Annotated in this window: 20 protein-coding genes; 14 read left to right on the forward strand and 6 right to left on the reverse strand. The window is 44.4% G+C overall.

Features of this window, described 5'->3' with window-relative positions:
* Positions 1-48: 48 nt before the first annotated feature.
* Together uvrC and uvrY are read right to left on the reverse strand one after the other, a co-directional pair.
* Complete coding sequence (gene uvrC, locus RJ47_RS15425) at positions 49-1,881, reverse strand: excinuclease ABC subunit UvrC (protein WP_039484984.1); 1,833 nt, start codon at positions 1,879-1,881, stop codon at positions 49-51.
* On the reverse strand, positions 1,881-2,525 hold the full coding sequence (gene uvrY / locus RJ47_RS15430; RefSeq protein WP_038138544.1) for a UvrY/SirA/GacA family response regulator transcription factor: 645 nt from the start codon (positions 2,523-2,525) through the stop codon (positions 1,881-1,883). Before uvrY ends, uvrC begins: the two co-directional genes overlap by 1 nt.
* 352 nt (positions 2,526-2,877) lie before the next feature.
* Here uvrY and RJ47_RS15435 point away from each other — a divergent pair, with 352 nt between their 5' ends.
* From RJ47_RS15435 to RJ47_RS15445, 3 genes are all read left to right on the forward strand, one after another.
* Positions 2,878-3,363 (forward strand): DUF3015 domain-containing protein, encoded by a 486-nt coding sequence (locus RJ47_RS15435; protein WP_005476891.1) that lies wholly within the window; start codon positions 2,878-2,880, stop codon positions 3,361-3,363.
* A gap of 221 nt (positions 3,364-3,584) precedes the next feature.
* Positions 3,585-5,351: a DUF4105 domain-containing protein gene (locus tag RJ47_RS15440; RefSeq protein WP_197058146.1), complete on the forward strand. Its 1,767-nt coding sequence runs from the start codon at positions 3,585-3,587 to the stop codon at positions 5,349-5,351.
* 69 nt (positions 5,352-5,420) lie between these two features.
* On the forward strand, positions 5,421-7,784 hold the full coding sequence (locus RJ47_RS15445; protein WP_039484989.1) for a DNA polymerase II: 2,364 nt from the start codon (positions 5,421-5,423) through the stop codon (positions 7,782-7,784).
* Here RJ47_RS15445 and RJ47_RS15450 read toward each other — a convergent pair.
* Positions 7,776-9,839 carry a PTS sugar transporter subunit IIC/EAL domain-containing protein gene (locus RJ47_RS15450; RefSeq protein ID WP_052237966.1) on the reverse strand — a complete coding sequence of 688 codons (2,064 nt, stop codon included), beginning with the start codon at positions 9,837-9,839 and terminating at the stop codon, positions 7,776-7,778. The two genes, RJ47_RS15445 and RJ47_RS15450, sit on opposite strands and share 9 nt — an antisense overlap.
* A 90-nt stretch (positions 9,840-9,929) precedes the next feature.
* Positions 9,930-10,697, reverse strand: coding sequence for a nucleotidyltransferase domain-containing protein (locus RJ47_RS15455; protein WP_038138552.1), 768 nt, complete (start codon positions 10,695-10,697; stop codon positions 9,930-9,932).
* Positions 10,698-10,826: 129 nt separating this feature from the next.
* Between RJ47_RS15455 and yeiP the strand changes: the two genes are divergently transcribed.
* Together yeiP and RJ47_RS15465 are read left to right on the forward strand one after the other, a co-directional pair.
* Positions 10,827-11,393: an elongation factor P-like protein YeiP gene (yeiP, locus tag RJ47_RS15460; protein ID WP_038138553.1), complete on the forward strand. Its 567-nt coding sequence runs from the start codon at positions 10,827-10,829 to the stop codon at positions 11,391-11,393.
* Positions 11,394-11,395: 2 nt separating this feature from the next.
* Positions 11,396-11,716, forward strand: coding sequence for an HI1450 family dsDNA-mimic protein (locus RJ47_RS15465; protein ID WP_038138556.1), 321 nt, complete (start codon positions 11,396-11,398; stop codon positions 11,714-11,716).
* 103 nt (positions 11,717-11,819) lie between these two features.
* Here the strand turns inward: RJ47_RS15465 and ihfA are convergent, their stop codons facing one another.
* Positions 11,820-12,116: an integration host factor subunit alpha gene (gene ihfA / locus RJ47_RS15470; RefSeq protein ID WP_005476979.1), complete on the reverse strand. Its 297-nt coding sequence runs from the start codon at positions 12,114-12,116 to the stop codon at positions 11,820-11,822.
* A gap of 576 nt (positions 12,117-12,692) precedes the next feature.
* Between ihfA and RJ47_RS15475 the strand changes: the two genes are divergently transcribed.
* The 7 genes from RJ47_RS15475 to RJ47_RS15505 all read left to right on the forward strand — a co-directional run bounded on the left by RJ47_RS15475 (position 12,693) and on the right by RJ47_RS15505 (position 18,687).
* Positions 12,693-13,895, forward strand: coding sequence for an acyl-homoserine-lactone synthase (locus tag RJ47_RS15475; protein WP_039484992.1), 1,203 nt, complete (start codon positions 12,693-12,695; stop codon positions 13,893-13,895).
* On the forward strand, positions 13,888-16,383 hold the full coding sequence (locus RJ47_RS15480; protein WP_039484995.1) for a response regulator: 2,496 nt from the start codon (positions 13,888-13,890) through the stop codon (positions 16,381-16,383). The genes RJ47_RS15475 and RJ47_RS15480 overlap by 8 nt, the downstream gene beginning before the upstream one ends.
* A 182-nt stretch (positions 16,384-16,565) precedes the next feature.
* A complete protein-coding gene (locus tag RJ47_RS15485; RefSeq protein ID WP_038138563.1) occupies positions 16,566-16,793 on the forward strand; it encodes a hypothetical protein in 228 nt (75 codons plus the stop codon).
* Between the two features lie 177 nt (positions 16,794-16,970).
* A complete protein-coding gene (gene yciA / locus RJ47_RS15490; protein ID WP_038138566.1) occupies positions 16,971-17,369 on the forward strand; it encodes an acyl-CoA thioester hydrolase YciA in 399 nt (132 codons plus the stop codon).
* 101 nt (positions 17,370-17,470) lie between these two features.
* A complete protein-coding gene (locus RJ47_RS15495; RefSeq protein WP_038138569.1) occupies positions 17,471-17,767 on the forward strand; it encodes a YciI family protein in 297 nt (98 codons plus the stop codon).
* A gap of 2 nt (positions 17,768-17,769) precedes the next feature.
* Positions 17,770-18,168 carry a GspS/AspS pilotin family protein gene (locus RJ47_RS15500; RefSeq protein ID WP_038214905.1) on the forward strand — a complete coding sequence of 133 codons (399 nt, stop codon included), beginning with the start codon at positions 17,770-17,772 and terminating at the stop codon, positions 18,166-18,168.
* Between the two features lie 297 nt (positions 18,169-18,465).
* Positions 18,466-18,687, forward strand: coding sequence for a hypothetical protein (locus tag RJ47_RS15505; RefSeq protein ID WP_038138574.1), 222 nt, complete (start codon positions 18,466-18,468; stop codon positions 18,685-18,687).
* A gap of 130 nt (positions 18,688-18,817) precedes the next feature.
* Here RJ47_RS15505 and RJ47_RS15510 read toward each other — a convergent pair whose 3' ends face one another.
* Positions 18,818-19,066, reverse strand: coding sequence for a DUF1289 domain-containing protein (locus tag RJ47_RS15510; RefSeq protein ID WP_039472739.1), 249 nt, complete (start codon positions 19,064-19,066; stop codon positions 18,818-18,820).
* Between the two features lie 191 nt (positions 19,067-19,257).
* Between RJ47_RS15510 and RJ47_RS15515 the strand changes: the two genes are divergently transcribed.
* Both RJ47_RS15515 and RJ47_RS15520 read left to right on the forward strand, forming a co-directional pair.
* Positions 19,258-19,704 carry an META domain-containing protein gene (locus RJ47_RS15515; RefSeq protein WP_039484997.1) on the forward strand — a complete coding sequence of 149 codons (447 nt, stop codon included), beginning with the start codon at positions 19,258-19,260 and terminating at the stop codon, positions 19,702-19,704.
* A gap of 181 nt (positions 19,705-19,885) precedes the next feature.
* Positions 19,886-21,028: an ABC transporter substrate-binding protein gene (locus RJ47_RS15520; protein ID WP_038189316.1), complete on the forward strand. Its 1,143-nt coding sequence runs from the start codon at positions 19,886-19,888 to the stop codon at positions 21,026-21,028.
* The last annotated feature ends 15 nt before the right edge of the window (positions 21,029-21,043 follow it).

Here is a 21,043-nt window from a genome sequence, read left to right on the forward strand (position 1 = left end):
TGCGCTGTTTACTGCTTGAAAACAGGCCCTTATGGTGCGGGATTTTTCTTATTGTTTCAATGCTTGATAAATGTTTTCTGCCAAAGAGTGACTAATGCCAGGCACTTTGGCGATTTCTTCAACGCTTGCACGTTTAAGCTCTTGCAATCCGCCCATGTACTTCAAAAGCGACTGACGACGCTTAGGACCCACACCCTCTATACCTTCCAAAGCACTGGTTCTTCTCACTTTACCGCGTTTCGCGCGATGGCCAGCAATGGCGTGATTGTGGCTCTCATCGCGAATGTGTTGCATCAAATGCAAAGCAGGCGCATCACTTGGCAAGTTAAACTCATCACCATCGGTCGTAATCAAAGTTTCCAAACCTGGTTTGCGAGTCACACCTTTCGCAATACCAATGAGCTTTGGTCGCTTCGGCCAGTCAGACCAATATTGAGAAATTATGTCGTGGGCACGATTTAGTTGCCCTTTACCACCATCGATAAAAACAATATCCGGAATTTTCTCAACGTCGAGTTGCTTGGAGTAGCGACGCTCTAACGCCTGCCCCATCGCCGCGTAGTCATCCCCACCAGTAATACCACTAATGTTGTAGCGACGATATTCTTGCTTGAGCGGCCCCTCATGGTTGAACACCACACATGAAGCTATGGTGTTTTCACCCATTGTGTGTGAGATATCGAAACACTCCATTCGCGAGATACCCTCCATCCCCAAGACTTCTCTCAACTCTTTAAAACGTTGGGAAATGGTCATCTTATGGTTAATTTTGGTGGTAATCGCCGTCAACGCGTTCGTATTCGACAATTTAAGATATCGACCTCGCGTACCGCTTGGGTTGACATGAAAACGTACTTTTCGTCCGGCAATACTGGTCAACGCCTGCTGCAACGGTTCTGGGTCATCAAGAAGTCCACTGTTGAGTAGAATACGAGTTGGGATCGTTCTCGCTTCATTGTGGCTCAAATAATATTGGCTCAAAAAGCTATAGAACACTTCTTCGCGATTGGTGTCGTTTGGAATTTTGGGGAAATGGCTTCGACTACCAAGAATTTTACCTTGGCGAATCATCAATATATGAACACAGGCAATGCCATTTTCTTGGGCGAACCCAAGTACATCCATATCATCCATCGAGTCTTCAGAAACAAACTGTTGCTCTTGAACACGGCGGATAGCTTGGATTTGATCACGAAATTTCGCCGCATCTTCAAAACGAAGGGTCTTGCTCGCCTGCTCCATTTTCTCAATCAAGGTTTCAAGCACCTGTTGATCTTTGCCCTGCAAAAACAGTCGTACGAGCTCAACAAGCTCAGCGTACTGTTCATCACTGATGACTGAGCTGACACAAGGTGCGGCACAACGACCAATTTGGTACATCAAACAAGGTCGGGTTCGATTGCTGTATACAGTGTCTTCGCATTGACGAACGGGAAAAATCTTTTGAATGAGGTGGAGTGTTTCTCTCACCGCACCCGAGTCTGGGTAGGGACCGAAGTATTCACCTTTGCGCTTCTTAGCCCCACGGTGCATAGATATTCTTGGGTGCTTATGACCACTAATGAATATGTAGGGGTAAGATTTATCGTCACGCAGCAATACATTGTACTTAGGCAAATACTGCTTGATGTAGTTGTGCTCAAGAATGAGCGCTTCGGTCTCAGTGTGGGTGACCGTGACATCAATCTTGTTAATATTGGCGACTAGAGCACGTGTTTTTTCACTGTCGACTTTTTTACGGAAATAACTAGAAAGGCGTTTTTTGAGGTCTTTCGCTTTGCCCACGTAAATAACGACAGCATCGGCGTTATACATACGATAAACGCCGGGCTGATTCGTTACTGTTTTGAGGAACGAAACCGAGTCAAATGAAGAGGTCACTACAATGTCTCGGTGTCTAACATTCCATGACGGATGGCAAGATGGGTTAGCTCTACATCACCGGAGATGTCGAGTTTGTTAAACAGTCTGTAACGATAGCTGTTTACCGTTTTAGGGCTTAAATTCAGTTGCTCAGAAATGTCTGTCACTTTCTGCCCTTTGGTAATCATCATCATGATCTGCAATTCACGCTCAGATAGATCGGCAAAAGGATTTTCCGATGCTGGAGAAAATTGACTAAGAGCCATCTGTTGCGCGATTTCTGGTGAAATGTAGCGTTGGCCACTGTTCACCACACGAATTGCATTGACCATTTCATCTGGCCCTGCGCCTTTTGTCAGGTATCCGGCAGCACCGGCCTGCATCACTTTAGTTGGAAACGGATTTTCCGTATGAACAGTTAAAACGATGATTTTGACATCTGGATTGAATCGCAGGATTTTTTTGGTTGCTTCTAAACCACCAATACCCGGCATATTCATGTCCATTAAAATGACATCTGCATGATTGCTACGACACCATTTTACCGCATCTTCACCGCTCTCAGCTTCCCCTGCTACGTTCATTCCACGGACGTCTTCAATAATACGTCGTATCCCTGTGCGAACCAGCTCGTGATCATCTACAAGGAAAACACTTATCAAACTTGTATCTCCACACTTTTTGTTCAGCTCTGCTACTTCTCACTATGAGAAAAGCAGGATGGTTGCATTTTAGCGCAAATTCGAGAATTTACGTATTCTGAATATGTGCCGAAACGCAAACTTTAGCAAGTACTTATTCTCATATCTGATGACTAAATCTTTATTTAGCTATTAATCAATAACTTGGCACTCAACTATGCCAAGTGTCTCAGCTGTTGGAACAATGCATGGTTATGCAATAATTCACATTGCTTATATGTCAACTTTCCACTATTTTTTCTTAGCTGAACTCATTGAGTTGCATAAAAACGAATTACTTCATTAGTGAACGATAACTTCATAAGGATATACTATGAAAAAGCTATTCGCAGTGGCAGCTTTGGCAACAACGCTTCCTCTTTCAAACATCGCAATGGCTGACTCAGACATCGGTTGTGGTCTAGGTACAATGATCTTTGACGGTCAATCAGGCAAAGTTTTTAAAGTCCTTGGTGCGACAACAAACGGCACCTCAGGTAACCAAACTTTTGGTATCACATTCGGTACACTGGGCTGTGACGGCTCTGGCACCATCAGTTCATCGCAAAAATTAGCGCTATTCATTGATGGCAATATGGACAACCTAGCGCGTGACATCGCGAAAGGCGAAGGTGAAACCCTAGCGACACTTTCTGAAGTGTGGGGCATTCAAGAGTCTGACAAAGCAGCATTCAACGAACTTGCACAAGAAAACTTTGCGTCAATCTTCCAATCTGAAAACGTAACGTCAGAAGAAGTTTTCGTAAACCTTAATGCGCTTGTTGCTAACAACGGTACACTTGCAACTTACGCGATTTAATCTAGATCGATAAGTGTCTCCTATTGAGGTGCTCCTTTGTGAGCACCTTTCTTTCCTATTGTATTATTCCCTATTGTTCAATACGTTATAGAAACCACTCTCGTTTGGAAACTGTCTACAGGTAAGCAGTCGTCATGAAGTTAATCCATCTTAAGCACTCCTTCCTTATAGGAATTGGCGCACTAACCTCGGTTGTCAGTTTTGCGAACCCAGTTCCTGACATGGCCGATCTAGCTAACGACCCATACTGGTTGAAACTAGGACACTATTTACCCAACACGCTGACTGGACATACAAGCACGGTTGACTCAGAGGCATTCTTCTTTGCAAAAGACGGTAAGACATCCCCAGCCAATGAACTGCAAGCAACCTATGAGGCATTCTATAGACAGTCCAATGATGCAGCGAAGGCTGCGCAATGTCGTTTTCCCGCTCGTTATACCTGGCTCGAAGCTAAGCTTGGGCGTGAGGCTAAGTTAAACTGTGAGGAGTTAAATCGATGGCGTGATGTGTTGGACCCAGAAGGTCTAACATTGGTATTCCCCACTGCATTTATGAACAACCCTTCTTCTATGTTTGGGCACACGCTACTTCGTGTGGACGCCAAAGACCAAACCCGACATAAAGAGCTTGTTGCTTTTGCGATCAATTTTGCGGCCGAGCCAGACAGTGATGACAACGCTGCACTTTATGCCCTTAAAGGTTTAGTCGGCAGTTACCCAGGTAGGTACACGGTTATGCCCTATTATCGAAAGGTTCGTGAGTACAATGACATAGAGTCAAGGGACATTTGGGAATACAAACTCAAACTAACTCCACAGGAAGTCGAGAGGGTGTTGCTGCACCTTTGGGAAATGCAAGACGCCGAGTTTGACTACTATTTTCTTAACGAAAACTGCTCGTATCAGTTGCTGGCACTGTTAGAGCTTGCGCGAGATGATTTGTATTTGGTCAAAGATTTTCCTTTCAAGGCAATTCCATCGGATACCGTAGAGGCACTGGCGAATAGCAACCTGCTAGAAGAGCCGAACTATCGCGAGGCATTCGGTACGCGGTTACTCCACCAAGCCAACGAGATCGATCAGCAACTGTTTGATGCTGCTGAAAGAGCGAAACAAGGAGAGTTCCCGTCAAAAGATGAATACACTGACGCTGAGCGAGCTGCCATCCTCGAGTTTGCCTATGAATGGCTGAACTTTGAGTTGTATGACTTAGGACTTGAAAGAGACCCGACCGCAAAACAGCTTACCGCACTCCTTTACCAAAGAAGCCTCATAAAAGTTGATTCACCGTTCACGCCTGTACCAAAACCAAACGTTAGCCCAGAGAAAGGCCATGCCTCCGCTCGAATTGGTCTCAGTTATCAATACAGCGATTCGTACCTTAATCAAGGTTTGATTGAATGGCGGGCCGCTTATCATGATCTTCTCGATTCACCTGCGGGCTTTATCCCAGGAGCACAAATTAGCTTCCTTGACCTTCAAGCAAGCATCGACGGTCATTCACGCACTCAGATTGATAAGCTTTACATACTCGACGCAATGTCTCTCGCGCCAAGTAATCGTGTCTTCGACAGTTGGGCTTGGAACATCCGCACAGGCTTTGATCGTAAACCCCACCTAAATGACTCGTTGGGACGTTGGTTTGGGCAAGCTGGATTTGGTAAAGCTTGGGGGAACTCAGATAAACTCCACGTTTATAGCTTACTCTCAGGGGAACTGAGCGGCGGAGAACTCACTGACTATCAATCAACACTGGGAGTCGGTGTCGAAAGTGGCATCCTTTACCAACTGAACGACCAGCACAGACTTGGTCTAGAAGGGCAATACCTTTCTTTGTTTAACTCAAAAGCGAAGCAAAATGCCAACGCAACCGCGACTTGGCACTGGTCACTGAATCGTCACTTTGCGCTTCGCGGTCAGGTGAACTACCAACATTGGACAAGCGAAGAGCTTACCACTCGGTTGACTGGCTACTTCTATTACTGAGGTCTGTGCTAATATGCGAGTTCGAAACATCACAACGGTGTTTCGATTTCACTATGTAGTAGCGCAAGAATGACAGTTGAACAAGGTTTCCTTCTCACTCGACAAGCAAGAGATGTTTCAGGCACAACTCAAATTGAACTTTGGGTAACCACTGATAACGGACCAGCCCAGCTTATAATCACAGATGAGCAACCCGTATTCTTCATCCCTCAAGCTGAATGCAACAAAGCGCAGCAAGTCGCAGATTCTCTGAACCTGTCGGTCACGTTCAAATCGTTAGCACTCAAAGACTTTGATCAGACTGACCTGTCGGCATGTTACTGCAATACCATCAAAGACTCTAAAGCTCTGAGCCAACGATTAAAAGATCACGACGTTTTAGTGCTTGAGGACGACATCCGCCTCGCAGATCGCTACCTCATGGAGCGGTTCGTAAAAGGGAGCCTTGAGTTTACTGGCTCAATAGCTCAGAAATCCGGCTACAAACGCGTCGCTCAAACCAAAATTCGCCAAGGAAATTACCTTCCTCAATTGAAGGTTGTCTCTTTGGATATTGAATGTTCTGAGAAAGGAATTCTTTACTCTGTCGGTTTAGATAGCCCTATGGATAGCCGAGTAATAATGGTTGGCGCACCACAACCTTGCGACACGCCCGTCGAATGGGTCAACGATGAACGCGCGCTACTGCACGCTTTAGTAAGTTGGTTTGAACGCTTTGATCCAGATGTCATTATCGGTTGGAACGTTATCGACTTCGACTTCCGCTTACTGCATAAACGAGCTGAGTGGAATAAAGTCAAACTGACGCTAGGTCGTGCAAAACAATCCAGTTTTTTCCGTTCGTCAAATACCACGCAACAAGGCTTTATTTCGATTCCAGGTCGGGTGGTATTAGATGGTATTGACACTCTCAAGACAGCAACCTATCACTTTCGAAGTTGGTCTTTAGAATCGGTTTCCCAAGAGCTGCTCGGTGAAGGAAAAGAGATTCATAACGTCCATGACCGTATGGATGAAATTAACCAGATGTTTCGCAACGACAAACCGTCTCTGGCAAAATACAACCTGCAAGATTGCGTTCTGGTGAATAAAATCTTTGCTCATACACACCTGCTTGAGTTTGCCATAGAGCGCTCAAGGTTAACCGGTGTTGAGCTAGATCGTGTCGGTGGCTCAGTTGCGGCATTCACCAACCTCTATCTTCCTCAGATACATCGAGCAGGCTATGTCGCGCCCAATCTTCATTCAGAAAACTGGATCGCAAGCCCTGGTGGTTATGTGATGGACTCGATTCCAAATCTCTATGATTCAGTACTGGTATTGGACTTTAAAAGCCTCTACCCGTCGATCATTCGGTCATTTCTCATCGACCCTATGGGCTTGATTGAAGGCCTTCGCTTAGAGATCGGCAATCAAATGGATCAAGCTGTGCCGGGTTTTCGCGGCGGTCAGTTCCACAGGAGTAAACACTTTTTGCCTAAGATGATCGAAGACTTGTGGGCAGCACGCGATATTGCCAAGCAGAACAACGAAAAGGCGTTCTCTCAAGCGATAAAAATCATCATGAACTCCTTCTATGGCGTGCTTGGTTCGTCGGGGTGCCGTTTTTTTGATACCCGTTTAGCCTCAAGCATCACCATGCGCGGTCACGAGATCATGAAGCAGACCAAAAAGTTGATTGAAGAGCAAGGCTATCAGGTTATTTATGGCGACACTGATTCTACGTTTGTGTCTCTTAACGGCGCCTATTCGCAACAAGACGCCGACCAAATTGGCCTAGCATTGGTGGATCACATCAACAGGTGGTGGACTGAACATCTAAAAGAGCAATACAACTTAACGTCTATTCTTGAATTGGAATATGAGACCCACTATCGCCGCTTTTTGATGCCAACCATTCGAGGCCAAGAAACAGGCTCCAAAAAACGCTATGCGGGTTTGATTGGCGAGGGTGATAACGAACGCATCGTATTCAAAGGGCTTGAAAGTGCTCGTACTGACTGGACCCCTCTCGCGCAGAGGTTTCAGTCAACGCTCTACTCAATGGTGTTCCATGGAGAAAACCCAAGCGAATACGTGCGTGAAATGGTCGAAAAGACCATGGCAGGTGATTTTGATGCGGAGTTAATCTATCAAAAGCGTCTCCGCCGTAAACTGCACGAATATCAAAAGAATGTGCCTCCTCAAGTAAGGGCAGCAAGAATGGCTGACGAGATCAATACTCAACTCGGTAGGCCATTACAGTACCAGAACAAGGGGAGAATCGAATATCTGATCACGCTCTCAGGCCCCGAACCCAAGGAGTATGTCAAAAGTGCGATTGACTACCAGCACTACATCGATAAACAGCTCAAACCTGTCGCGGATGCGATCTTGCCGTTTATCGGACTGGACTTTACATCGCTAAGTGAACCTCAAATGGGGCTATTTTAAGACGAACTCAATGAGCTTCTCGAGCGACAGGGATTTTGCATAATACCAGCCTTGAATAGACGTCCCTTTCTGTTTGGGAATATGGGAAAGTTGTTCGTCGGTCTCCACGCCTTCAACAATCACATCCAAGTCAAGCAATTGCGCAGTAGACATAATACTGGAAAATACTTTCTGCCCTTTGTCACTGCTCAATGCTAAAACAAAAGAACGATCAACTTTGAGTACATCCACTTCAAACTTGTTTAAGTAGCTCAGGGAAGAATACCCAGTACCAAAATCATCAATGTGAATTTTAGTCCCCAGTATATGGAGCCGATTAAAGGCAAGCGCCAAGACCTGCTCATCTGCCAGCAAGGTCTCTTCGGTAATTTCAATGTGAATGAAACGCGCATAAGGCTCTATCGTTTTCTCTAACTCAGTCAGATATTCTTCATCAGTAAGAACATCAGCCGTCACGTTGACGCTCACCGCGATGTATAGTCCTTTCGCCTGCATATCGGCAAGATCACGTACAACTTGTTTACATACCCATAAATCGACATCTTTCATGAGATTGGCTTTTTCTAGCCATGGTAAAAAGGTGTTCGGATACTGCATATGCCCTTTCGTATCCACAGAACGAATCAAGGCTTCGCAACCAATCACTTTTCCAGTCAATGAACAAACTTGCGGTTGATACTCTAAACAAAAGTCTCTTTGGCTAATTTGCTCTAGTGCTTGTTCCACTTGTATGGTGGCCTTTTCACGGTTTACCGCCTGTGCAATTGGATCATCCATCAGGGTTTTGGCCTCTTCTTGTCTGCGCGTATACGAAGTATCAAATGCGGACAGGCGAATACTTGCTTTCTCCTGATGACTGCTCAACGAGTTAACTGCTGGGTAGTAGATGAGAACGCCAACCGCGATGTTGACCAACTGAAGCATCACTGCGCTAAAGTCACCGTCAGTGGCCATCCATGCGTTGAGCAAGATGGGACTATTGAACGGCACCGACACGGAGGGCGAATCCACCAAGCCAAATGAGACTGCGACCATTCCCGTCATTACATTCACGATGGGCGCGATCAAGAAAGGCAAAAATAGTCTCGGATTAAAGATAATAGGCAGACCAAAGAGTAGAATCTCGTTGATATTCAGTATTCCTATCGGGATGCTAGCAAGCGCGATCAGCCTTAAACTTCGCTGCTTGGCAAATAGCAGAAGAGCAATAACCAGAGAAAAGGTTGCGCCACTACCGCCAATAAAAACAAACGCGCCCATGAAGGACAGGTTCATATGATACTGGGCCGCACCACCCGCTAACGTTGTGGAATAGTTTAAGTTGCTGGCTTCTTGTAATAGTTCCACCAGCGGCAACAGTGCGTAGTACCCATGTACGCCCATAAACCAGAGTGTTGAGTTCAATGCAGCGAATGTCACACCAAATAAAGTAGGTTCATTGGAATAGTCGACGGAAAGCAAAGACAAAAATTCAACATTCACCAACGCGGTAACAACACCATAGTTAACTGCCAATACAATGAAAGCCGTAATCAATGCAGGCAGCACAAAATTCAGCGACTCTTTGACTATTTGTCCTGCGGAGTCGGTTTTAGTCAACTTCAACGCGTCAAATTTGAGTAAATAGGCAAGCAAGGGAATGGCATACAAGGGCATCGTAATCGCCATGATGATATGGAATGTCAGCACCGTATTCTCGGCTGGCAAAAGGTTACTGACCGTCACTAGAAACGTCATCATCAACAACGCGATGGGAGGGCGAGGCAATTTCCACTGCATCGCTAGAACATAGGAAATGGTAGAGGTCATCAAATAAGGGAAAAAGGTCGCAATGGCTGCGTGAGCTTGATAAAAAAGCTCGATCCAAGGGTATCTATGCCCCGCAATAAACTCACCAATACTGGCAAAGAATAGAGCAAACGAGGAGATCATAAGGCATGGAATCAGCCACAACATCCCCTCTCGTATCGCTTGTAAGGAAGGGACAATATAACGTCGAATGTGGCTTGAAGTAATCACCTTAGAAAGTTGATGATTTTTCGCATGGTCCTGCACTGGTATCTAACCTCTCGGTGGAACCCTCTCCTTTAATAAAGCTAGCACAATTAGTAACAGACATATCAAAAAATGAGTGTATTCGGAGGTTTAACCAATTTTAAATTCGGTTTTTTTATACTGTTTCACCAGCCAATCACCGAAGCTATCCAAGATCCCAATAACAGAGCGTTTGGCAATGAGTCGGCCTGACAGCAAGATACCAAGACGCTCAATTTCTACCTGTTTTTCGGGGAAGTAACGTAAGAATTGTTGGCCACATTCTAACGGATCATCAAACCAATTTTTATCACGATACATCACCACTGAGTAACTCGCACGAAGCAGTTTTTTAGCGATAATTTTTTGTGATTTTATCAAGTCTTCCGTTTTATCTGCTCGTGCTATTCGATTGCGATAAACCGCTACCCAATCTTCCACGTCCATATTCCAATGCTTGGCGATTTCCCAGCTTGGCTCGTAATCACCAAAACACTCCGCTAGGTTCTCACCGTGAACGCAAACTGCGCAATGTCGCAACTGAAAGCCCCAAGAAAAAATACTGTCTAAGCTGACTACGTCACTAACCAATGCGGTTTTAAAACTCACCTCAGTGATAAATGGATAACTTTTTTGAAAACGCCACTTGATGGTGTTAAACAGAGCCGCCTTAGAGTCATTAAATGATTTGTGAGTCACCACAATCACATCGAGATTAGACGAGCCGGGTTTCGCAGTGCGCCTAGCGACACTGCCATACAAATAAATGCTATGCAGATTGTCTTCCAACCCGCTTGTCAAAAAGCCAATCAGCTCTTTAACCGCCGGTCGGTATGGCGTTTGAAATGGTTGGTCGGAATCGATAGTTGACAGATACATAACGTAAAGGAGCTTATTCTTGGTAATCCTACAATGTTCGCTTAGAGAAGGTTGTGAATCAAGATATTCCTTCTACCTCTTGCTAAGTATATAATGCTCGAATTCAACACCATACAAAGGAAAACGTTCATGCCTAAGGCAAGTGAGCTTAAAAAAGGTTTTGCTATTGAATCTAATGGTAAAACACTGTTAATCAAAGATATCGAAGTAACAACGCCTGGTGGTCGCGGCGGCGCAAAAATCTACAAGCTGCGTTGCACAGACCTAAACACAGGAGCTCGCGTTGATGAGCGCTTCAAGTCTGATGACGTTGTTGAAACGGTAGATATGTTTAAGCGTGCGGCAGCATTCTCTTACGTTGATGGCGACGAGTACATCTTCATGGATAACGAAGATTACACTCAGTTCACATTCAAAAAAGACGAAATCGAAGACGAGCTGCTGTTCATCACTGAAGAGATCCAAGGTTTGCATATCATTTTGGTAAACGGAAATGCGGTAGGCATTGAACTTCCAGCAACCGTTGAGCTAACCATCGAAGAGACAGACCCATCGATCAAAGGTGCTTCAGCGTCTGCACGCACTAAGCCAGCGCGTCTTCCTACTGGTCTAACAGTACAAGTACCAGAGTACATCGCGACAGGTGATCGTATCATCGTGAACACTGCTGAACGTAAATACATGAGCCGCGCGTAGTGATGACCGATTTGATCTCTTACGATGATGCCATCGACACGGCCTACGACATCTTCTTGGAAATGGCACCCGACAACCTAGAGGCGGCAGACGTCATTATCTTCACTGCGCAATTTGAAGAGCGCGGCGCGGCTGAACTGGTTGAGACAGGTGATGATTGGTCTGGCCATGTTGGCTTTGATGTGGACAAAGAGGTCTATGCAGAAGTCAGAGTTGGACTGGTTAACGAGGAAAACGACGTTCTTGATGATGTATTTGCTCGACTGCTGGTAAGCCGAGACCCAGACCACAAGTTTTGCCACATTCTGTGGAAAAGAGACTAGCTAAATAGAAAAACACCCAAGTAAATAGACTTGGGTGTTTTATCTGCCATTGTCTGCTTTAGAGAATGGCGAATGAGTCAATGCTTAGCCAATTTAGCTGTCATTACTCATCAATTGAAATGTTTTCTACACGTGCTTTTAGCTTTTGACCCGGACGGAAGGTAACTACGCGTCTAGCACTAATAGGAATGTCTTCCCCTGTTTTAGGGTTTCGACCTGGACGTTCATTTTTATCTCGAAGATCGAAGTTGCCAAAACCAGATAGTTTAACCTGCTCGCCACCTTCTAGTGCCTTACGCACCTCTTCGAAAAACGCCTCAACCGTTTCCTTGGCATCCCGTTTACTGAATCCATGCTTCTCAAACAGGTTCTCAGCCAAATCGGCCTTTGTGAGCGCCATAAAACTTTCCTCAAAGCTGTGTTAAACCTCGTCACCCAAGGGCGACACCATCACTTTCGTCAAGCCAATCAACAACATATCGGCCTCACTTTGGAAAGTGTATGCCAAGCTTATGATTTTCGCCAACTTTTTTATGAAATGTTGATCATTTGAGACAAAAAACGCTTCAAAGTCGCCAACTTAGCGCAAATCAAAACAGAGGTTAATGCCAAAAAACACCATAAAAACACCACTCATCAAAACAACAAACCAAATTGATATAACTATTAATATAAAACGCTAAAAACCAAAAGATTGCTGTTACATGCTAGTTTATTGATTATTAAATCAATACGTTAAGTCATTTTGTCCTATATTTCAGTGTCAGCGCCACCCGAAAGAAAAAGTTCACTTAAACCACAACAGTCGATCAACACGTTGGATAAACGATGGTATCTCCCGCTGAAAACGCAAACTCGCTACAACTTTCGTTGCAAGATACTGATAGATGTGTTTATTTGCTATAAAATAATTTGCGTATCATTCACAACAAATCAATAATGATGTCAAATTATAACAACAGAACCAAACTTCGTGATGGCTAGTTACGATCATACAAATTCGGTTTGCCTCTCAGCGTCTGAAACCTACTCCGATGTCTTTTATCGCATCCAAAGTCAATTTGGCGATTCCGCGAATCAGCTCTTTTCTCAATGTCTCAAATCCCGGCTCGAACAGTTTCACGAGCGATTCCCCGAAAAGCGCGACGATAATATTTCAAGCAAAATCAATTCTTCTGAGTTCAACGTTAGCTCGCGCACGCCCCTAACCTTTTGGCCTTCAGATTGGTGTTACTATGAATCCTTACTGCTCGCGCACTTTTCGCACTGGGCTGAAGCATGGACGCACTTTCAAATTTGGTCGCTAGAGCAAAAATACACAGCAGTACAAACTCGACGTATAAATCTAAACCATTGGCAAGCACTGCCGGAAAACGAAGCAGAGTATGACGATGGCCTTGTCGACGATATCGACCAAAACCAGAAATTGTTTTTCACGCTTCATTCTCCTTTCGCTATGGTCCTAAAAGATGCAGTGGCGATGATCAATCTGTCGACTTTGGTTTTAGAGCTTCAGTGGTATGAGCTGCTCGAACATATCGAACTGTCTAAGTCTGGCACACACTTCTTACTCACCTATTCAGATCCACAGCTTGAGCATCCACTGCTCGTCTCAACCGCAAGAGTGAACTTTGCCGTCGGGATGCAAGACTGGCTCTACTTCTCCTCTTTTTTTCAAAGCAAACATTGGCGAAGCATCAGTCACACACAGCAACTTACAACACTGATACAAAAGGGGCTGCTCTCTGCGGAAGCATTGCTTCAAGAGCCACGGAGTCAACAAGAGTTTGATAAATTAGTCTGGGAGCACCTAGTTTGCCCTGAGAGATCTTGTGAAGTGATTCGGCTAACCGTGAGCGGAACCAAATTACAAAAAATGTATTACTTGTACCTTTCGCAAAAGCGTTTGATGAAACAGCTGTACGAACAACAAATGATGCTGTCGTTCGTGGTAGTCGAACAACCTTTGATGATCAAGTACTATGAAAGCTTGTCTTTGGGATCTTATTGCCAATTTGGGTCATGCACGTTAGTGGGATCAGATAATCCAACGTATAAAGGGGCTTGGGTTGTTCCTCAAATGCACCACGCTTTGACATCCTCAGATTATCGCCGCTACAAGCAACAAACTTTACAACAAATAAAAAAGACACGTCATAATGAGCTCAACCATGCTTAGTACTTTTGCTGCGAACACTTTTTACCCCAAAGCCATCGTTCTGATTCTTACCGCAGTACTCGTTTTTGTGTGGGCGGGCTACTTCTGTTTATCTTTACACAAGCGTTTTGGCGGTAAGAGTGTTAAATCATACAGCTACTACATAAGCTACACGCTAGGACTGTCAATATGGATATTGAGTAACGCCTACTTCCATACCGGGTACTTGGTCGATTTTGGTGAAAGCACTGCCGTATGGATGGCAATAGTGGCAAACTTATCTGCTTTGGTCGCATTTGCATCCGCTTATCAGTTCACCGTAAAGCTCAAACATCATTACACTCGCAGTAAGCCTTGGGATATTCAACGAGCGCTCGCACTCATCACATTTGTGTTATGCCTATCTTGGAACCTCATACCAGATCTAACCATTCGCGGCGTCACTATCGTCGCACCCAGCCAATTTATCATTGATTTTGGTGACTACACCAAGCCCTTCTTCCTAGGCTTAACAACCTTGGTAGTACTCACGTTTATTAACCTATTCTCGATTCGCGGTAGTGCGAAGAGAATACGTCGAACCAGAATCAACTATATGTTGCTGGGGATGACTATTTTCATGTGTTCTACCGCCATCATTCAGCTAGGGTTCACCTATTTTTTCCAAGATTTCTCGTTAACTTGGCTACCACCTGCTCTATCTGTGAGTGAGATGCTCTTTATGGGTTACGCCATCTTGGCGTCTCGCTTTTACAGCTTCCGTCATATTTGTACTGTCTCGATTGCTGCCATCCTTGCAGGTCTTATCTATACCTTGACACTGTTGTTGGTTAGTAACTCAATTGAACTTACTACCACATCTCTTCTACTGAGCACGATTGTCATCGGGGCTACTTGGCCATATCTTTACAAAAGAACCAAGGTCATTGCCAATTTCTTGATGTATGGCTCGACACTTTCACCCGCTGACAAAATCGTGCGTCTCGAAGATATGTTTCAGCAGTCTCCTTCTCAAGCCATTTCACACCTCGCGCGATATCTAGGTGTCCCGAATGACAAGCTAAAACTGCTTGATGACTACCAAGGGGCAAACACCTATAGGCAATATTTTGAAAGCCACACCGATCCTTTGGTAATTGATGAACTCGAAGATGAACTGGAGCAAACCAAAACGAAAGAGTTGTCTGAACTTCATAGCCAAATGAACGAGACTGATTATGCTCTGGTCCTACCGCTATACGAGTCAAAAAACAAGCTTTCTCATGTGCTCGTCTCAAGCCATAAACCAGATGGACACAACTTCTCTTATGAGGAGTTGGTCGCGTTGTCTCGCGTATTGAAAAAAGCCCAAGTCCATATAAACTACGATCAGCGTTTGCGACAAGCCCAAGCATTAGCTAACTCAATCGCTCACGAGATGAGAAACCCTTTGGCTCAAGTGCAGTTAGAGTTTGAATGCTTGAATGAAAAACTGTTGGCTCATGCAACCACTAAAGAGCTGTACCATCACGTCGAACAAGGTCGCTCAGCAATCGCGCGTGGTCGCCAGTTAATCGACATCATTTTAAGAGAGGTGAACAACTCGTCTCTTGACCAAGAGCCTGTCGAACCTACATCCATCCGCACAGCAATCAACAACGCAGTTTCACTGTATGGGTTCGATAGCAACGAGGACGCCAAGAAAGTAAAGATAACCGCCGAACATGACTTTATTGCCAAGATAAATGAAACCTTGTTTAACTTTGTAATGTTCAACATATTAAGAAATGCGGTTTACTATTTTGACTCCTACCCTTCAAGCGGTATCGAGATCCGAACTGACGTCAATGACTATGAGAATAGCATCATAATTAAAGACTTAGGGCCCGGCATCCCCGAAGATCTGCTCAGCAGAATCTTTGATGATTTTTTCAGTCACAACAAGAGCGGTGGTAGCGGGCTTGGTTTAGGCTATTGTCAACGTGTAATGAAGTCGTTTGGAGGTTCTATTCGTTGCCGTTCCGAGTATGGGCATTATACGGAGTTTACGCTGTCATTTCCGATCAGTAACATCTCAATCGCACCGGAAGAAACACCACTTCCTCCGCGAGTTACGGCGTCCGCCACAATTCAAGCGAAGCCTCTTAGTGTCGCCAGTAAGCCTCAATTAATCCTTGTGGTTGACGATAAAGAAGTCCAACGAGCGTTGGTAAAACTTTATTTGGAACAACTTGGCTACCGTGTGGTACTCGCTAACAATGGAAAAGTCGCGATCGAAATCATCCACAATAATCCAATTGACCTAATCTTTATGGATATACAGATGCCGGTCATGGATGGATTCGAAGCGGCGGGCATCATCAAACAATCCTACCCTGCTATACCGATTATTGCTCTCTCCGGTGAGTCTGGTGAACAAGACATATTGCGCATGAGTCAACTCATGGATGGTCGTCTCTCTAAACCGACAACAAAAAATGCCTTGGAACGAATTTTAATCGGAACGTTTGAGACGAAAGAACCCGCATAGTAACGCCACACACTGATTTTCTCATTTTGAAACGTCAATTCTCAGAATGACTCACCGCTACGATTTTTGAGGCAACATCCCCCTATTTTTGACGTTTTTTATGGCACCAATCATGCATCTTTCCACTACATCACTCAAAGCGGCAAAGTCTCGACTTTGCTGGTAGTTGTAAGGGGCTGGTTATGGAAGTTCATCGTCACACATATTACCGACTTATCCATCATGGGATTAAAAGTCTTCTAGTCGACCGATTGGGTCACTTTACAGAAATGGAATATCACGAATATCTAAACCTGATGACGGGTAAATCTAGTTGCTTTGCGATGAGCGACGAAGAGTTAGAATCAACCGTCGATAACTTACGTAATGAAGGTTATCTAGAAGACTGGAAGCGCCAAATTCACACTTAACCATTTACAATGCGTTCGCTTTCTCGATTCTTAGATATACACATCGCGAGATTATTTCGCTCATAGGCGTGGTTCTGGCGACAACGCGGCAAGTTTTGTTACAATCCACCTCATTCTCCTTGTAAAGGATTTCCAGCGGCTCACTAGCCGCTGTTTTGTTTGTTGTGGATGTTAAATATGAATTCAGAAAATTGCGCCCCACGAGGCCAACTTTTATTGCGCACTTTAGCCATGCCTGCCGATACCAACGCTAATGGGGATATTTTTGGCGGATGGATTATGTCTCAACTTGACTTGGCTGGCGGTATCTTAGCGAAAGAGATCTCAGCAGGTCGTATCGTTACCGTATCCGTATCGAGTATCACGTTTAAAAAACCAGTAAAAGTAGGCGACGTGGTATGTTGCTACGGTGAATGTACCAAAATTGGCCGGACGTCAATGTCAATCAATTTGGAAGTCTGGGTAAAACCCGTAACTGAAGATGGCATACAATCTCGCTATCAAGTTTGTGAAGCCACCTTTAATTACGTGGCAATTGATGGTAACGGTAAACCACGTCCTATTGTCACCGCTTAATGTTTGATTTCACAAAAATATTGTCGTAACTACTTTTAAATGAATCGAATTTAAGTAAAGTGTTAGCCTATCTGCCCAATACCAAATAAGGATATCTCGTCATGTGGTACGTTATATTTTCTCAAGATGTGGAAAACTCTCTAGAAAAACGACTCAGCGTTCGCCCTGCTCATCTAGAAAGACTCCAAGCATTACAAGACCAAGGCCGTTTATTGACAGCTGGGCCAATGCCTGCTGTTGACTCAGATAACCCAGCGGAAGCAGGTTTTACTGGTTCAACCGTTATCGCAGAGTTTGACTCTCTCGCCGAGGCTCAATCTTGGGCGGATGCCGACCCGTATGTTGCAGCTGGAGTTTACGAGAAAGTCATCGTCAAACCCTTTAAGAAAGTGTTCTAACCATGACGAATTACATCAAAAACACTCTATTGCTCGCTATTTTGGCCGCGATGTTTGGATGTTCGTCTAATGCGCAACAACAACGAAATTTGGAGTTGTTGGCAGACAATCGTGCTCAACTTCTTTCTTCTGAGCTACCACTTGAAGTTGGCCCTCTCTCTGTAATGCGCGCGTCAGCAAGTGGTACAACGATTGAATTGATGATGGTATACAACCAAGATCAAGCCGGTGCAAAACCAACTTCAGCGGTTTTAAAGCATAGCATCAATACTTATTGCACTAATCCATCGATTCGAGGAAACCTCAACGCTGGATTAACCTACCGGATAAAAATACGCAATACCCGCGGTCAACTGATGGCTGACGAGTTAGTGTCTGCACAAACCTGTGAAAGCAACTAATTCAATTCAAAGCTCTGCAATCGTGGGGCTTTGAATAACTAGAACAAAGCATCCTGCCTAAAAAAACCCAAGACTTTTCGTCATCAGCCCCTTTGTTAATTTTTTGTGAATGTTCGAGTTGTGTATTTAGTGAATTATTCGACATTTTAACCACTTAACAATCTCAAGTGATTCTTAGCTCCAACCTATCGCTTTCGATAAAGAGAATAATGCTAAAAAACAGTGTTCCTGCGTTGACGGGATCGATTTGAGCTTCTAACTTTTCATATTAGTGTCACAACCACGGAGGATCACAAAATGAAACGTGCAAGCAACTCATATCGACTTCAACTGATTAAAGAGGTCGCAACTCGGAGAGAGCGGCTTAGTTGCGGTGATCCAATGGCCAGTTATATCCAATCCCTTATCGATGCTCGTCCAGAAGTTGACAATACCATAGATAAAAACCACCGTTTTTCTGGTAATCACTTTGACGAAACAGCCGGTGGTTGGGTAAGCGATCGCTGGGGTATGAAATAGCCGTAAGAAATATTAAGTGAAGAGGCGTGAAACGACTTTTTAATGCGTCTCTTTTATTGATTTAAGAACGATGCGAAGGCATCTGGTATGACATTTACACGTTTGTACTTTCTTTACCTCACCACGGGCATTAAAAAAGTTCTTGTTGAGGGCTAGTAGAAGAAGAAATGTCTTCTGGATTGCTCTTTCCTTGCTTTATTTTCCGCAAGTATCGCTGACGGCACAACTTAATGACATGCAACTGCTGGGCGGGAGTCATAGACAACCAATTAAAACGCTCTTCTCGCTTTCGCATGCATCCTTTGCAGTAGCCCCGCTCATCGACGGTGCATACTCCGATACAAGGACTTGGAACGTTAAAAAATTCTAGTTGCTCCATCCAGCCTCCTTTAATCACCAGATTCTAATTTACGATAAGCGTAACCGAATGTTTATCAATAACTTCCACAATGTGATTTGCAACAAACTATGACGCAAAGCTGACAAAAACAGCGTTTTATTAACTATACTGGCACCCATATTTGTCGTCGTACTTCCGACGAGTCTATCCGTATATTGGAGTCGATTATTATGAAGTTTAGTCCAAAAACATTCCTTGCTGCAGTATCGTTGCCTTTTCTGATGACGGCTTGCGCAAGCAACAGTGACGATGTAAAGCAGATCTCTGCAAACGATTTACTACACCATAATTGGGTACTGGTCAGTGTCGACGGAAACGAAGTGAAAACTGAAGGACGCCAGCAATCACCAAACCTAGAGATCGGCGAAAAAATGATGGCAAACGGCAATGCTGGCTGCAACAATTTCTTTGGCCAAGCGGAGTTAAAAAACAATCAGTTTCGTGTCGAGAAAATGGGAATGACGATGAAGATGTGTGTTGGAGATATCATGGATATTGAGCAAGCATTTTCTCAAACCCTTTCTGATTGGAGCACAATTTCTCTAACTAAAGAGAATTTAACGCTAAAGAATGATGTGCACACTCTTACATTCAAGCTCAGTGACTGGAAAAATTAACTGACTCTCAATACAAATAAGCAGCCCAACGTGGCTGCTTTTTTTTGTTCCTAACCCATTGATACATTTAATCAGCAAATACATAAAAAAATTAGTATTTTTCCGTCATAATGAAAGAATGTGGGCCGGTGCTCGGTCTCTACATGGAAATAGACCATTTTAATCATACTCAGGGAATGTTATGACAAGGCTTATCAGTTTACTTATCACCACATTACTTTCCACTGCTGCCTATGCCAGCAATACTTGGCAAGATATTACCGAACAGGCAAAAGGCCAAACCGTGTATTTTCACGCTTGGGGAGGCAGCCAAGAAATCAATAACTACATTCGTTGGGCCGGCGAGCAACTGAATCAACAATATGGCGTAACGTTAAAGCACGTAAAAGTCTCAGATATAGCCGAAACAACAACACGACTGATTGCTGAAAAAGCCGCGGGCAAAAACCAAGGCGGCAGCGTTGATATGGTTTGGATCAACGGTGAAAACTTCAAGTCTATGAAATCCAACCAATTACTGTTTGGACCGTTTGTCGAGCAATTACCAAATTGGGAATATGTTGATAAAACTTTACCTGTCGATAGTGATTTCTCCGAACCAACCGAAGGACTCGAAGCGCCTTGGGGAGTTGGCCAGTTGGTTTTTATTCACGATACTCAAACGCTGAACAATCCACCTATGTCTTTTACTGAACTATTGAGCTACGCAAAAGCCTACCCAAATAAAGTGACGTATCCTCAGCCACCTGAGTTTCATGGCACCAGCTTTTTAAAAGCGCTTCTCATCGAGCTTACAGCAAACGATCCGTCGCTGAGTCAACCGGTAAACGCTGATAACTTTGAACAGGTGACAGCGCCGTTATGGCAATACCTAGAAGAGTTTCACAAAGTAGCTTGGCGCAAAGGCGAGCAGTTTCCCGGAGGTAGCGCAGAAACATTCCAACTGTTGGATGACGGCCAGTTGGATCTAGCCATTACCTTTAACCCAAACGCAGTGTTTTCTTCTCAAGCGAATGGCACGCTAGCAGAAACGACTAAGGCGTATGCAATGGAATCTGGGGCGCTATCTAATATTCACTTTCTCGCCATTCCTTGGAATGCAAATGCTTCCGAAGGTGCACGAGTGGCGATCAACTTCCTCCTAAGCCCAGAGGCTCAATCTCGCAAAGGCGATTTAACTATATGGGGTGATCCATCTGTGCTTAAAAACGAGTTTGTTAGTGGTTCAGCTAAAAACACGAAACTGTTCAAGTCAGTCGCGGAGCCTCATCCTAGTTGGCAAACTGCGATTGAGACCGAATGGCAGAAGCGTTACGGAAATTAAATTGAGTGTTACAAC

This window comes from Vibrio sinaloensis, assembly GCF_000808535.1.
In the GTDB taxonomy this organism is placed as follows: Bacteria; Pseudomonadota; Gammaproteobacteria; order Enterobacterales; family Vibrionaceae; genus Vibrio; species Vibrio sinaloensis_D.